Raw genomic sequence first — 14,973 nt, 5'->3', positions numbered from 1 at the left:
GCTCCTTATATAGATACGTTGCGATTTTTCCGTTGTTGAAATTGAATTTGCTGTTGAGAAAGTTTTTCTTTTTCCTTTTTATCCATCTCATCTTCAATTTCCATACCTAATAATTCTTCAATTAAGTCTTCATGTGACACTATCGCTTCGGTACCACCAAATTCGTCCAACACAATTGCTAAATGTTTTCTAGAAATAGTCATCTTACGTAATACCCATTCAGCTTTATTGTGTTCATTCACAAATAATGGCTTAGCTGAATAGTTTGTAATTTGATCTTCTTTTTTATTACTCCAAGCCAACAGATATTTAGAATGAAACACCCCAATAATGTTATCAATATCTCCCTCGTACACTGGATATCTAGTGTATGGCTTATTCATAACCGTTTCATAAACTTCTTCGTATGTCGCATTTGAAGCAAATGCCGTCACATTAATTCTAGGTGTTGTATCTACATCTTTTACTTTTAAATTTTCAAAATTAATGACACCTTCCAACCTACTCGTCTCAATTTCATTTAAAGCACCTTCATGTCCAGCAATTGCTAACATTGTTTTAAATTCTTCTTTTGAAAATTGATGTTCTTGAGGTTGACCCTTAGATAAACTTCGATTAATACTGTCCGTCAACTTATTTAAAAGTAATGTGATAGGGCGAAACACAATGACACAAATATTAATAATTGGATATACAAGCCTTGTTATTTTATCTGGAAATGTTGCAGCGACAGACTTGGGAATCACTTCGGAAATCAAAATGATAACAACTGTTAAAACAGCTGATGCAATACCAACGCTAATCCCCCAACGTAAAGCCATAATTGTAACAAGTGTTGGTAATAAAATATTCGCGACATTATTCCCAATTAGAATCGTTGTAATAAACTCACTTGGTTTTTCAAGTAACTTTACAATGCCTTTTGCTTTTTTATCACCTTTGTCAGCTTCAGTTTTAAATTTTGTTTTATTGGCAGCCGTTAATGCCGTCTCGCTTCCTGAAAAGAAAAACGAAATAAATATCAATATAATTATGGCAATGATCACGCGTGTAGTCTCCTTATTGTCATATCTTATTTTTATTGTAGTTACTTAATTCCCGACGTTCTCGTTTAATAAACCAGTTAAAATTCATTATATATAATAGACTTAATAATGATAATTAATATGCATTTTTAATCATAGTTACTTTAATGCATTCATTAGTAAAATGATGCTATAGTTCGAGCTGTTTGTTATTAATAAATTTACATAATGAAAAATTTCAACAAATTCAGTTTATGACATAGTTATAATCATTTGAAACCATTATAATGATAACAACTAGTTTCTCATAAATTTATTCTAATTATCTTTTAAATAACTTTAGACAAGTACTTGTTTATATCCAAATATAGAAAGATGGATTAACATGTATTTTGTTTTAGCAATATTTACAATCATTAGTGCCAGTGTAAGTTTAGGTTATTCAATTCAAGCATGTGCATCTAGCCATAATATAAATGCATATTATGCACTTAGTCGAAGCTTACCTTTATTTTTATTAGCTATTTTTTCTTTAGTCATTCATAGTGCTATATTTTTGATAACTATATCCATTGCAATGATCTTAGTTCAATTTTTAGATGCGATTGTTGGTTATAAAAGTGAAGATGTCTTTAAAACTTATGGTCCATTAGCAACATCTGTAGTGAACTTAATATTATTAATAGTTTTCTTATTTTAACTCACTTATACAACGAATCTTAATCGAACTAATATCGAATTATCTAAAGAATATTTGATGTAGCTTTCAATTAATTTAATAAAGACCAGCACTCTAATGCCACAATCATGTTGTATTTGTGTTGTCGCTTTATCCACCATCAATGATTATTTTTTACACCAATCAAAAAATCGGACTGATATAAATAAGTACAAAGCTTATCTATCAATCCGATTTAGTTATAAAACAAAAAAAGCCACAGTAATGTGGCTTTTTGTTATATTCAGTATCAAAATGGTATCAATACCCATTTCCGGAAGTCAAGAATAGCTTAACAACGCGGTTTAAAGTTATCCGATACTACCTTCCATTTCGATTGAAAAAACTAATTTTTAAGGACTTATTTTTATAGAAACATTGATTTAATGCGATTTAAAATGAAGTTATTTCTCTCGAAATTTTGAGGTTATTATTTTTTGGTATCAAAAATGGTATCATTTGTAGTTATTTTAGCTTCACATATTAAAATAACCACACTCCTAAATTAATAGGTGGTGTGGTTTTGTTGGTTGTGTGGGGATAAAAATAACCGCATCAGTTAAGATGCGGTTATCTAGCAAGGGCCACGTATTTATAAATACGTTTAGAATCTCTTCGGCAACTTTGCTATAGACAGTCTATGCTGTTACTAAATTAAACCACCACACAAACCTACTCCCGTTCAGGAACACAGAGCTTTGTCGCTCGTCAGCAACGTCATATGAATTCTCAGTTCATGTTGTGGCGACACTTTAAACAGTCTGTGCCAGTAGCGACCGAGTCATTTCAAGAATGACCATTTCACATTTATATTATAACATAAAAACCACCCAGCAACTAGTATGGGTGGTTTAAATATGCAGTCAGCTTCTTACTACTTTACGCAAGTAAGTCCTCTGCATAGCCGGATTGGCTACCGGAAATGTGGTTTTAAGCCAGATTGGTTACTGGTAATGTAATTACATTATAACATAAAAAATAGGCAAGTACCGTAGTACCTGCCTGTTATCTACATTTAAATCTTGAGAGAAATGTTAAAAAGTTCTAGTAAAATAATAGCACATTTTATCTTTAAATGTAAATAGAAAGCAGGTATGTAACGCACCTGCTTAAATAGACATGACTATGTCATTCTAACTGATTTCTCCCCATAAGTCACCTAATATCTGATTAGGTGGGGCAGAACCATTCCATGTTCTAATAGGCAAGTAATAACGTTGCCCCTCCCATGTATATCCTACCCAAACATGACCATCTTGTAACATCACTTCTGTATAATCACAATATCCACCAGGTTGGAACTGATAACCCACTGGACAAGATAAGAATGGCCCCACTTTTCTTACTGTGATTGGTTGATTGCCGTTTGTGAATCTAGCACTTTCTTCCATGTAGTAAGTACCATATTTATTACGTTTCCATGCACTTGCAACTGGTTTAACTGTATTACTTGAAGCGCTTGACTCATTAGAGACAGTGGCAACCGGTATTTTACCATCCATGTACGCCCTAATCTGCTTGATAAAGTAGTCTTTAAGTTGCAACCGCTTGTCTTCTGGCAATAGACCGCGAGTTACTGGGTCAAAACCAGTGTGTAAAACCGAACTTCTATGAGGGCATGATGTTGAGGTAAATTCATTGTGCAATCTGATTGTATTTCTGTTTGCTGGTAATCCCCATTTTTTCAACAATCTAGCGCATTCTTGGAAAGTTGCCTGTTCATTTTTTAAGAATGTCGCGTTATCTGCGCCCATTGATTGACATACTTCAATACCGTAATAATATTTATTACCTATTTGATTAGCGGTATGCCAACCTACTTGTGATTCATCTAAGGCTTGCCAAACTGTGTTGCCTGATACGTAACTATGCGCAATGCCCGCTTCTAATCTTGATAAAGGTGCATTTACTAATCCGTTACGATATGCTTCAGCAGTCGCCCCTTTGCTCCCTGCGTCGTTGTGTATAACTATACCTTTAGGGTTACTACCACGCTTAGGTAGGTCATAACCTTTAACCACATCTTTGATGATTTTAAGTTCTACTGCTTTAGGTTGTGGCTTAGCTGTTTCTTTTTTAGGTGCTTGTGTAGGAGATTGAACTGATCGTGGCGCTGTCTCACTTTTAAAATTCGGACGGATAAACCACATAGGGAAATCATAAGCATGTTGTCGTCTTGTAACTTTTTCCCAACCCCAGCCGGGTTGTTCGATTCCGTCAGTCCAGCCACCGCCTAGCCAATTCTGCTCATATACAATGATGTAATCTAAAGTTGCTTCAATTACCCATGCAACGTGACCATATCCAGCACCGTAGTTGCTACCGAATACCACCATGTCGCCAGGTTGTGCTAAGAAGTCCGGTGTATTTTGGTATACAGTAGCTAATCCGTCGAAGTTGTTAGCGAACGGAATATCTTTTGCACCTAAACCTTTTAGAAGTAATCCAAACAAAACTTTCCAAGCAGCATTGGCATAATCAAAGCATTGAAATCCATACCATAAGTCCGCATTGAATTGTTTTCCCTCAGAAGTTTTCAACCACTCTATAAACTCTTTTTTAGTTAATTTTGCTTGCATTGTCGCCACCTCCATGATGATACTCATTCACATCAAAGCCAACATCGTTAGAGGCGTCTGTGAAAGGTTGTGATGTATCATATTCTTTTGGTGCTTTCGTGCTTAATTCCGGCGTTAAACTGCTGTCTTGTGATGATTTCCACGTAACTTGTTGTTCTTCTTTATTGCTATCTCTAGGCGCTTGATATGTCTGTGCTATAGATGAATCTGAGACGCCTTTTGACGTTGGGTCAGTAATAACGCCAATACCTGTAAGTAACGTGAGGATAGCGCCTATAATTGCGCTAGCTTGATTTAATTGAGTAGATAAATCTAATCCGAATAAATCCGTGACTTGCTTGATAAATAGCAACAATGCTCCAACTAAACCAGTTAGTACTGCTTTGTTTTTGAATCTCAATTTCCAGTTAATATCCATTTGTTTGCTCCTTTTATCCAAAATAAAAAAACGACTAAAAATTAGTCGTTTAAAATTATTCAATGGTCAATGTTGGAGATCCTGAATAAACATCACTTATAGTGACATACAATATCCCTGAAGGATTACTAAAGTTGATGTTTTTACTTGCCACTCCGCTATTGACTCCTGATATTCCTAAATCACTTGACCCTAAATTAGTTTGCGAAATCCTCATTATACCGCTACGTACATTTTCTATTGTCACCTGATAACTTTTATTGGGTTCAACTCCATTTATTGTCCATTTTGCTGTTGATTCTTCTATGCTATCCGGATATTTATTTTTAGGTAAGGGTTTTATTACAAAAGATGAAGGCTTTTTCCATACTTGGATATTTCCAGCATATACTTTTGTATATTCTTCACCTTCGTAAATAAACTTCTTTACATTTTTAAAATTACCTTCCATAAAAATCACCCTTTAATTAAATATAACGTATTCGGGTCTTTTTGATATATATAGTTATATTCATTTTCTGTTCCTGTCCAAATTTTAACCGTCGGTTGAGATGCGCTTTTTAGTTGATATAAATTATCCGCTTGTTGTTTAGTAAAAGCTTGAGATGACAAAACATACCGCTCGTCATGATTATGATTTTTTGGAGCATATAAATCATTTAGTGTTTGTTTGAATTCCTCAAAATCTTCTGTACTAACTTTTGAGCCAATCTGTTGCAATACACTTTCTGAAATAGAGTTGTTTTGTATTGCTTCTGCTAATTCTCTTAATGTGTTCATAGATTCAGGCGCGCTATCAACTAGTTCAGCAATTTTTGTATCCGTATACGTTTTAGAGTCGTTGAGAGTTGTATCTTTGATTTTTTCAACTTCTTGCAATTTATCTTCTAACCCTTCAACATTTGCGATATTGATTTTGTCCAATAACTCAGGTTCTGCTTTGATATCTGTATCTTTACCATCAATTTGCCACATTTTAGTGTCAGGATTGATTGATACTACAGTACCGTTTTTACCGGGTGCGCCTTGTTCTCCTTTTTTACCTGCTTCACCTTTTGCACCAGGTTGTCCCGGTTCGCCTTTATCACCTTTCGCACCTTTAAATCTACTTTCATTCTTTTCGATGTAAGAAATAACATCTTTATCTATTTTTTCTTTAAAGTCTTTGCTCAATAAATCTGTCGCGTTATCTTTTAAGATTCTCGTAATAGCATCATCTACCAATTTAACATCGATTTCTTTTGCTACAGCAGATTCAATGCCGCTATCAACGATATTGAAAGAAAAGTTCGCGACATGTATTTTTTCTTCTTCTTTCTCTAAAAACAGCTTACAGCGAACATAACCAGCGTGTTTGATAACCTTTTTAGGTATCTTGTAGGTAATGAATCCTTTTACAACATCGTCGATAATAAGGGGCTCATTTTTGAATATAGAGCCATCTTCCATAAACAAATGTAATCTAGGTGTTAAGCCATGTGCTTTTAGATCGATACGACCTTGTTTGTCATTGATACCTATTCTTATAGATGCTGTATTTTCATCTTCAGTGTAAAATTGACAGCCAATGTCACCTAAGTCAACACCATCATTTTTTATTCTCGTTTCAACATCTTTTATTTTGTACATTTACACACCTCTTTATTTATATTTATCCCTTGTGAAGTAGATACCTTTTAAGCCGATTTGTTTATATAACTTAGCGATTGTACTTGCTTGATGTTGGCACCACTCTATAGCAGTAGCGTATTGGTGGGTAGCTGGATTCTTAGGATTCCATCTAATTCGATACAATGTGTTTTGTCCTTTGTTGATGTAATCTTTTCTTACGAAGCTAGCACCGCCCATGATTGCTTTTGCTGGAGATGTCCAACCTTTATTCCTTGCAAACGTCATTGCGTAGTTAGGATTGTTGTCGTAAGCGCCAATGCCGAAGTAGTTGTATACTCCATCTTTTCCGTTAGCGAAGTTACTTGTTCCATATCCACTTTCTAAGAAAGCATGCGCGATTAAATAAATTTCATTAATGTTGTGCTTTTTACAAGCTTCTGCGAACGCTTTACCTTGATTATTCAATGTCCCCTTACCTTTAAGTATCTTATTAAGCGAACTAACTGAAACGCCTTGATACTTGCCTAAATTAAGCATTTGGTAGCACTGCGTGTTACTTTCCCATATTCGTTTAACATTCATTGCTGAACTCGTTTGTGCTCGTGTAGCGTTAGCCCAACCCCAAGTATTAGATTTTTTCGGGTTACCTCTTGCCATTTGTTTATCCAGTGCTTGTTTGAATGTATAAGGACTCGTTTCTGTTATGATCTGCGGTTGTTTAGATGCCGAGCCATTATTAGCTGTTGGTGATGAGTCTCTTACATTCGCTATATCAGCGTTTTTATTATCTACCATAACTTTTATTCTAGATTTTGTTACTGTTGGTTTAGTTATAGAATTTAATAATTTTTCTCTGTTTTTAAATATATTAAGTAATGCCTTTTCTAATGCTTCGTATTTATCTTTAGGGGGAACACCGTTGTCAATCATATTCCAATTAACATGTTCCAACATCGAACGCCAAATGCTGTCGTCTACTTTTAAATTTTCAATACTTAGAGGTATCTCATATTTGGCCATCATATCTACAGCTACAACCATTGCGTGAATCTCATTAAAAATAAATTCATTTTTACTCGCACTATAATCTTCACATACGTCTATAACTATATAATCAGGTTCATTAGGAACTTCAAATACAGCTCTTCTAGGTGCCCAAATATTATGTCTATCAACATAAAAGTGGGGATATTCTACATCCTGTTTGTATTTCTTCCTACTGTTATATAAACTTTCTACCGAGCTCATCGTTTGTGCGTTTCTAATCATTATTCCTTTAGGTTTTTCGAGTCGTCGATTACCTTCTACTATAAAGTGATAAATATATTCTGGATAATTAACCTCTTGGCTAGAAATAGTGTACTTTATAGTTGTTACATCTTTCCAAATTGGAACTTTTTTATTATTTTTTTCGTTATCATCACTATCATCTTCTGGTTTAGGTGCCGGTGTAGTTTTGTCTGGATGATATGGTGGTCTAACAAAATATTTAACCCTTCCACCTGGTCCATCATGATAAGAGTGTTTAATTTTATAAGGTGGACTTCCTGTTGCGTTATTTGTATACCAGTTTTGATCTACGCCATACCAATAGTCTTTTGTGCATGGTCCCACTACAATGTTTACATGTCCTGCCCAACCACCAGTCCAAACACCCCAGTCGCCTGGTTGTGGTACAAAATCTTTTGTATTTCTAATTATCTTGAAATCTCTACCTCTATAATTGGATTTTTGAGCCATAGCATCAGCATTTCCCCATGTTCTAAACCCCCAATATTTATCGAGTAAATAATTAGGTAAATCCCAGCATTGTGCTCCCATTCCAGAACCAGGTACATCAATAGCTATTTTATTTTTAGCGATATACAAAGCCCACTCTACTACTTCACTAGCTGTAGGTTTTCTGTTTTTTGGATTAGGTAATCCCATGTATACACCTCATTTCAATCAAAATAAAAAGCCAGTGCCGAAGCACTGACTCTTAACTGTTATTTACATTTACCAAACCAGAAGCACGCCCAGAAGCTATATCCTAAAATCCCTTTAAGCATGGTAATCACCTCCTTTAAATGCCAAAAATAGTTTTTAACAAGGCTATAACAAATGTACTTAGAATCGTCCCTATTAATCCTAGAATCCACATCTTGATGTCTCTAATATTTTTAGCATTTTTCTCTTTATTTTTTTCATCTTCTTCTTTGTCACGCCTTAGTTCTTCGAAATTTCTATCTAACTTGTCATAAATTTTTTCTTGCGTTCTCAGACTGTCTTCTATTCTGTCGAATTTTTCAAACATAGTCTTATCATTTTCTTCTAATCGCGTTAAACGCCAATCTTGTTCGTGTCGTTTGGTAAAGCCAAACATTACGCCACCTACTTTGCGTTAAATTAAAAAGCCACAAGCATTACACCTGTGACTTTTCATCTTTTGTTTCTGGATATTTTTCTCCAGTGATCAATGCATATTCTTCTTTGTCGATTACACCCATGTCTACGTACCACTTAATTTGGTCATTTTTATAGCAACCCCACACATAAAAAGTTTTAATGTCCTTGAAAGTTGGATAAATCATCTTAATTTTCTCCATTTAAACGTCCTCCTCTGTATTTGTTTTACCAGCTTTTAGTTCAGTCAACTGTTGTGTTAACATAGCGTTTTGTTGCTTTAATTCCATCGCCAAAATGTTTACTTGCGTCACCTGCATTTGCATACTTGCAACCATTCCGCGAAGTTCTTCATCACTCAAATCTGATTCACTTTGTTGGTTTGATGCATTCGGTACGTCTTCTTTTTCGAAATTGCTATTGTATTTAATTTCGCCGTTAGTGAAAACAAACTTTCTAGGTTCGAACTCTTCTTTAAATTTAATAGGCACATTGTTATCATCTACATCTAAACTATTGCGTAAACCGCCAGTATTAACGTATCCGATAACCTCGTTTTTATCGTTTACTGTGATTTTCATTATTTCCACCCCATAATTTTAGTTATAGTTACTTTATTTGCATTAGCACCAGAACCTGATGTTTTGCCTAAATCGAAATACACATCATTATCGATTCTTAAAGTTGTGCTACTTGTTTTGGATAGTAAGCACTCATAAATACCGCCACCGTTACCGTCTGAATCAACTACATTCGCTTTACTTAATTGAATTGCGTTAGGTAATGCGGTTAGTCCGAATCCCTCAATAACACCACCTGGATAAGTTCCACTTACCAACAAAATAGAATAGTTTGTGTATGGTTCGGTTAGATTGATTGTTGTACCTACACCATTTGCGCCACCGTCGAACAATACCGTTGATTTATGTTCATTAGGAACTGTCCACTGTGGCTCAAGTCTGCCGTTTGTGATAGATCGTGTGTAAATCTTTTTAGAGTTATAAGGCGTGAAGTTAAATAGCTTGTTTGTATCGTCTTTAACGAATACTGATAAATAACCCTCATAACTTTCAACACTACCTGGTAAATCCGGCACACTTGTTACGTAATAATTTCCAGCCCCCAATGCTTCTAAATTGCCTTTGGCGTTATATAAATTCTTTTGAATTGATTGACCATTATGTTCTGTTAATTTATGTTGTTGCCAGCTCGTTGTTCCGAATTTATCATCTACATACTGTTTAGCTTGATTCAGTGTGTTGTTAGATGTTTCTTCAACAAATTGCTTAGTTAAGTTTCCATCATTCTTTTTATAAAACGGGTACCATGTGCCGTAGATTTTGTATTTTGTGTACTCATCGTTTGAATCATCTGGGTACCATGTTGCACGAGCAGTATTATTATCAACAACATAAACAACTAACACACCAGATTTGCTTGATGTATAAGTTGATTCATCGAACGAAGAACCGTCATCAACACCATCTTGTCCAGGCTTCTCTAACGTGCCTATATCCGTCTTTTCTGGCGCATCTGTTGCGTTAGTAATATGAATAATCCTAGATGTGTTAACTGTGCTTAAAACGCTATCTATGGACTGCTCAGACGATTCAATTGCTTTACCGTAATCATCAGTAAGTTTAGACTTTTGCCAATTTGTTGTTGAATTACCTTTAACAAGGTCAGCGCCATTGATTTGTTGTTCAACTTCGTTAACACGTTCAAAAATCGCTTGCTCTTTATCAACAATTTTCTGGAACTCGCTATTTATATATTGAACGGCTTTGTCTTGTGTTGTTGTAATCATCTGTACCGCTTCATTTTGTTTGATTTCTAATCTTTGAATACCTTGATTAATACGACTATCAATTTCAGTAACCAACGATTTTGTATCACTTAAACTTTTCTTTAAGTCCTCAACTTCTTCTTTAACACTTTCTGTTAAGTCCTGAATTGACTTGATATAAACTAGCTTTGTTTTACCGTCAAAATTACTAATTAAATCATTCTCGATATTGAAGCTAAATTGACGCTCTACAATTACGTTATTGCTACCGTTTTGAGTAAAATAAGCTTGTGCATGTACGCGTCCAGTGTATTTTAAGAACTCGTTTGGGATAACGTATTGCATTCGTCCGTTAATTGCATCAACAATTGTAAGTTCATCACTAATATAAGCACCGTGTTCATCGTCAAAGTTATCCGTCTTAAGCACAATACTAGTCATCGCATTATGTTTACTGATTGATAACGGCTTGTTATTCTTAGTTACTGCAAAATTTAAAACACCAGTTCCTCTATCTGATTCATAGAAACTGATGTTTGTGTCAATAACCGGATTATATTGTGATGTTGTTTGTAACTCGATTAAGTTATCATCTTTCGAAAAATTATCTACTACCATTATTCAACCACCTTTCCCTCGAATAAACTCCATTTACCAACGCCACCAGTACCAAAGTTTCTAACTAAAAATTGATGCGCAGACAGGAAGTTATTACGTCTTAATACTTGTGTTGTGTTACCTGGTGTATTCGATTTTATTTCTAATATCCAACCTGCAATACCTTTAAAGTCTTTAGGAAAATCAGTAAATCGTTTTGATTCTTCAGTAGTGATATAGAAATCTAAACCAACGATTTTTAAATCTGATAATTTTGTAATACTCTTAGGGATATGTTCCCAATAACCGGCGTTTTGCGGACAGAAATTCCATGCTCCGTTGTTTTTCTTATTGAAAATGTCAATGACACGTTCGAATTTAAGCATATTTCTACCTGTGCTGTTTCTGGTAAGTACTTGTCTTAGAGCACCATTATAGTGTCCAGGCAGTACATCAAAGAACCAACCTGCATCTCTAAACGCTTTCGGTAACGGGAAATCTAACGCATTTTGTGTGTCTTGCGTATAGATATAGTAATGACCAACTTCCGTAATATCACTTAGATATGCTGGGTTTTGTATCGGTAACGGTTTAACACGTCCGCCTGAATCAGTCATCGATACTTGAGGTGCAATGTTTTTTAAGAATTGGTTAACACCTCTTTGGCCAATTGAATAAATTGAGTGGTGTCTGTTGTTACCAGGTCCAATAGTTACCCCGATTAAAAGCGCTTTACGTCCTGTTTCTAGATCGTAATACATATCTAGACCCTCAGCCTCTTGGAAATCTCCTTTAAAGTTGTTATTCACACCGCCAATATCGATACGACGTTTAAATAACAATTCTTTCGTTTTGATATCGAAGCCTTGTAAGTAGTTAGGATTCGCTGGTTTTGAATCACCAGTGTACCAATATAAGATACCTGCATCATAAGTGATACCTTGCATAGGTTGTGTATCTGAAGTGTATTCCATAGGTATATCCATTTGATACAATACTTTGTCTATACCTTTATCAATATCGTCAGCACTTCTAACCTCAACAAAGTTCAACGAATTCTTAGCTTGTCTTTCAGAAGCTTTATATTCACGTCTGAAAATCATTAAATTTTCTATAGGATTATAAATCGCTGACGTATATCTGTCGTTAAATATATTCGGCATGACATCTTGCATTTCATTACCATAAGTTATTTCTCCAGTTCTATATTGGAAACGTACAAACTTGTTGTTTTTGTTACTGTCCAATACAGCTGAATAAATCCATAATTCTCCATCAATGTATCTATACGCATTGTGTGTACCGTGACCGCCGTTTTTAACAAGCAATCTATCAATAAATTGTCCGTTGGGCTTCAATCTAGATAACATGTAATGATTACCTGGACGAGCTTGCGTCATATAAATAATTTTCGTTCTAGGGTCTACCCAAAATGATTGCATTACTGCGTTAGTATATGGCGATAAATCTGTGATGAATTCCGGTTCTTGCTCTTTTGGTTCGAATCGGTATTCTGTCGCTTGATATTCTTTATAGTGTTCATCTACAGCTTTCTCAACCTTTTTAGTGAAAGCATCTAGTGTTGAATAATCATGATACAAACGATCTTGCAATGTCTTATGATCATAACCAGTATTATCAACACGCGCGTCTTTTACTTCGTTGATACCGTCGCCGTTATGACCTAGTACCATATTGCTGAAACGGCCGTTTAGATACGTTAAAAAATCAGAGACGCTACTTGTGACATTTAAATGCTCATACTTTATTTGCTCTCCATTATGTGCAAATACCTCTTTATTTCTATGGTATTCAAGAGAGAAATTAAAATCAGTCAGCATGTCTGAAATAAGCTTGAAATTATACTCATTTTCATCTACATATCTGTAATCGAAAACTCTACTTAAGTCTGTAATTAATTTGTTATCCATGTCTTCCTCCTTTTCTATCCGTAAAACTGGTAATAATTTTTAATAAGTTCGTACATAATAACTTCATGACCCCTCTCGTTCGGATGCAATCCGTCTGGCATACTTGATTTTCTGAACGCTGGATTATATGGCTTAAAATAATCTGTATGATAGGCATCATATACTGGTACATCCAATTCACTACAAGCCAATATCTGAGCGTTGACATAATCCTCTAACGTTAACCCTAATTTGTTTTTATCAGTATCTTTACGACGTATCGTTGTGCCACTCATAGGACATTGTCTAGTAGCTGTCATTACAAGTATTTTTGAAGTTGGATTATTTTTCCGAATAACTTCAATTGCAGAACAAAAGGCACCATAAAACGTTTTAGTATCCGTTTTATCAGTGCCTATCGGTACGCCTGCCCAATAACCATGTAACCAGTCATCATCTGTACCTTGTAATATGATTAGGTCTCCTCTTATTTGCTCTGCTTGTCTATAAATGCTGTTTTCTACCGTTTCTTTACCTATTGGAACTGTTGCCATTGTAGCGCCACCTCTTGCAAGGTTTGTTGTTTTGGCTTTTAACTTCTTGCCTAACATTTCGGTAAAATTTGTTTTCGCATGTGATCCTCTAGCTACAGAATCGCCAATCGTTCCAATCGTTTTTACATCTTTAATGTTTGATTTATCTATAAAATCGTGAACGATAGTGCCATCTGATGTAGTTACAGTCTTAGAACTCACTTTCTGTTGTTTGTCTTCAATTAGATCAGTTCTACTCATTAAATCGAGTGTTGATTTAGCTATTGACGCTACTTTAGACTTCAAGTTTTCTGCCGCTTTACTAGGATTAGAAAGGTTAACATCATTTAATCCAGAAACATAGTTAGCTGCAGTATTAACTTTTTTCATATATCGTTGTTCTCGATTAAACTCACCAAGCGTTACATCTTGCTTAACAATTACATTGTTTATACCCCTAATCGTTTTAACTTGTACTATACGGACTAAATCATTCAAACCTAGTTTGGTAGATTTTATTTGTACTATGTCTCCGGGTTGTGGGTCTGCTTCTGGATATGATTCTCTTAACACCAAAAAGTCCAAAGACAAAGATTGTTTTAACGACTTTTTCAATCTCGATTGTAATTCTTTATCCATAGTTTCTTGGTCAGTCACTTTACCATCTTTAAATGGTTCTGCGTGGATGTCGCCGTATATTTCAGCTAATGCACTTCTAGCTTCCATTACGAGCCCAGCGTGTTCGAATGTTTCTTCTCCTGAATAATTACCATATCCTCTAATGAAGGTGGCGAAATCACTTGCATCTTCTTCGAGTTTTATAGCGTTGGCGTTGACTTCGTCAGAAATAAAATAAGACGCTTTTTGATTTGCAAAAGGCGTCAATACAAACTTATATCTGTCTTTCTTTTTGTCATACGTTATTTTATATTCTAAACCGAAATGTTCTAATCCCTTTTTAAACATTTCTAACCTTGTATCGCCTTCACCGCCATTTTCAAACTTCGAAGACTTAACCTTACCTTCGACTTCAAAAAGCATTCCAGTACCTTGAAACACAATGTTAAAATATCTTTCTACTGTAAAAGATCCTGTTACATTAACATAAATCCTATCAATCATTAACTTGTCTATAGGAATCTCTCTAGCAGTACATTCAACCAGTTGTCTGTCACCTTCTGATTTCCTATCAATGACAGTTATTACATATTCTTTCTTGTCATTTTCACCTTCGACATGACTAACAATCCATCTTTTCCCTATAGCGTTAATAACTTCATAAGTGTATTTGTTTTCGAGAATATCAAAAGTTAACACACCGTCAGCATTAACTTTTTTCACTAAAGTTGTTTCTACTGGTACAGGTGCGCCATTACCTTTAGGTGGTCTTACAATTATTGTCATTCTGACA

Annotated in this window: 14 protein-coding genes; 1 reads left to right on the top strand and 13 read right to left on the bottom strand. The window is 35.0% G+C overall.

Annotated features, from left to right (window positions below):
* Positions 1–5 precede the first annotated feature (5 nt).
* Positions 6–1,046 carry a hemolysin family protein gene (locus IDG63_RS08000; protein WP_000582326.1) on the bottom strand — a complete coding sequence of 347 codons (1,041 nt, stop codon included), beginning with the start codon at positions 1,044–1,046 and terminating at the stop codon, positions 6–8.
* A gap of 364 nt (positions 1,047–1,410) precedes the next feature.
* Between IDG63_RS08000 and IDG63_RS07995 the strand changes: the two genes are divergently transcribed.
* Positions 1,411–1,725, top strand: a complete 315-nt coding sequence (locus IDG63_RS07995; protein ID WP_000274029.1) for a hypothetical protein — start codon at positions 1,411–1,413, stop codon at positions 1,723–1,725.
* A 5-nt stretch (positions 1,726–1,730) separates the two neighbouring features.
* Here the strand turns inward: IDG63_RS07995 and IDG63_RS07990 are convergent, their stop codons facing one another.
* The 12 genes from IDG63_RS07990 to IDG63_RS07935 all read right to left on the bottom strand — a co-directional run bounded on the left by IDG63_RS07990 (position 1,731) and on the right by IDG63_RS07935 (position 14,966).
* Positions 1,731–1,868 carry a chorismate mutase gene (locus IDG63_RS07990; RefSeq protein ID WP_001790198.1) on the bottom strand — a complete coding sequence of 46 codons (138 nt, stop codon included), beginning with the start codon at positions 1,866–1,868 and terminating at the stop codon, positions 1,731–1,733.
* Positions 1,869–2,876: 1,008 nt separating this feature from the next.
* A complete protein-coding gene (locus IDG63_RS07985) occupies positions 2,877–4,322 on the bottom strand; it encodes an SH3 domain-containing protein (protein WP_001148115.1) in 1,446 nt (481 codons plus the stop codon).
* Positions 4,303–4,740, bottom strand: coding sequence for a phage holin (locus tag IDG63_RS07980; RefSeq protein ID WP_000354132.1), 438 nt, complete (start codon positions 4,738–4,740; stop codon positions 4,303–4,305). Before IDG63_RS07980 ends, IDG63_RS07985 begins: the two co-directional genes overlap by 20 nt.
* A 55-nt stretch (positions 4,741–4,795) precedes the next feature.
* Positions 4,796–5,191: a hypothetical protein gene (locus tag IDG63_RS07975; RefSeq protein WP_015978410.1), complete on the bottom strand. Its 396-nt coding sequence runs from the start codon at positions 5,189–5,191 to the stop codon at positions 4,796–4,798.
* Positions 5,192–5,196: 5 nt separating this feature from the next.
* Entirely contained in the window at positions 5,197–6,369 is a 1,173-nt protein-coding gene (locus IDG63_RS07970) for a BppU family phage baseplate upper protein (RefSeq protein WP_031925018.1), read from the bottom strand.
* A 12-nt stretch (positions 6,370–6,381) separates the two neighbouring features.
* A complete protein-coding gene (locus tag IDG63_RS07965) occupies positions 6,382–8,280 on the bottom strand; it encodes a glucosaminidase domain-containing protein (protein ID WP_206176415.1) in 1,899 nt (632 codons plus the stop codon).
* A 136-nt stretch (positions 8,281–8,416) separates the two neighbouring features.
* Entirely contained in the window at positions 8,417–8,716 is a 300-nt protein-coding gene (locus IDG63_RS07960; RefSeq protein WP_000466784.1) for a DUF2951 domain-containing protein, read from the bottom strand.
* 40 nt (positions 8,717–8,756) lie between these two features.
* Positions 8,757–8,930 carry an XkdX family protein gene (locus tag IDG63_RS07955; protein WP_015990323.1) on the bottom strand — a complete coding sequence of 58 codons (174 nt, stop codon included), beginning with the start codon at positions 8,928–8,930 and terminating at the stop codon, positions 8,757–8,759.
* Between the two features lie 9 nt (positions 8,931–8,939).
* Entirely contained in the window at positions 8,940–9,317 is a 378-nt protein-coding gene (locus IDG63_RS07950; RefSeq protein WP_000705914.1) for a DUF2977 domain-containing protein, read from the bottom strand.
* Positions 9,317–11,140 (bottom strand): phage baseplate upper protein, encoded by a 1,824-nt coding sequence (locus tag IDG63_RS07945; protein WP_103144029.1) that lies wholly within the window; start codon positions 11,138–11,140, stop codon positions 9,317–9,319. The genes IDG63_RS07950 and IDG63_RS07945 overlap by 1 nt, the downstream gene beginning before the upstream one ends.
* Positions 11,140–13,050, bottom strand: a complete 1,911-nt coding sequence (locus IDG63_RS07940; RefSeq protein WP_206176413.1) for a phage baseplate protein — start codon at positions 13,048–13,050, stop codon at positions 11,140–11,142. The genes IDG63_RS07945 and IDG63_RS07940 overlap by 1 nt, the downstream gene beginning before the upstream one ends.
* Positions 13,051–13,064: 14 nt before the next feature.
* Entirely contained in the window at positions 13,065–14,966 is a 1,902-nt protein-coding gene (locus tag IDG63_RS07935; protein ID WP_206176411.1) for an SGNH/GDSL hydrolase family protein, read from the bottom strand.
* Positions 14,967–14,973 lie beyond the last annotated feature (7 nt).

This window comes from Staphylococcus sp. EG-SA-14 (assembly GCF_017151935.1).
In the GTDB taxonomy this organism is placed as follows: Bacteria; Bacillota; Bacilli; order Staphylococcales; family Staphylococcaceae; genus Staphylococcus; species Staphylococcus aureus.
Note: the sequence above shows the minus strand (reverse complement) of the source record. Positions and strands in the feature narration are given on the sequence as shown.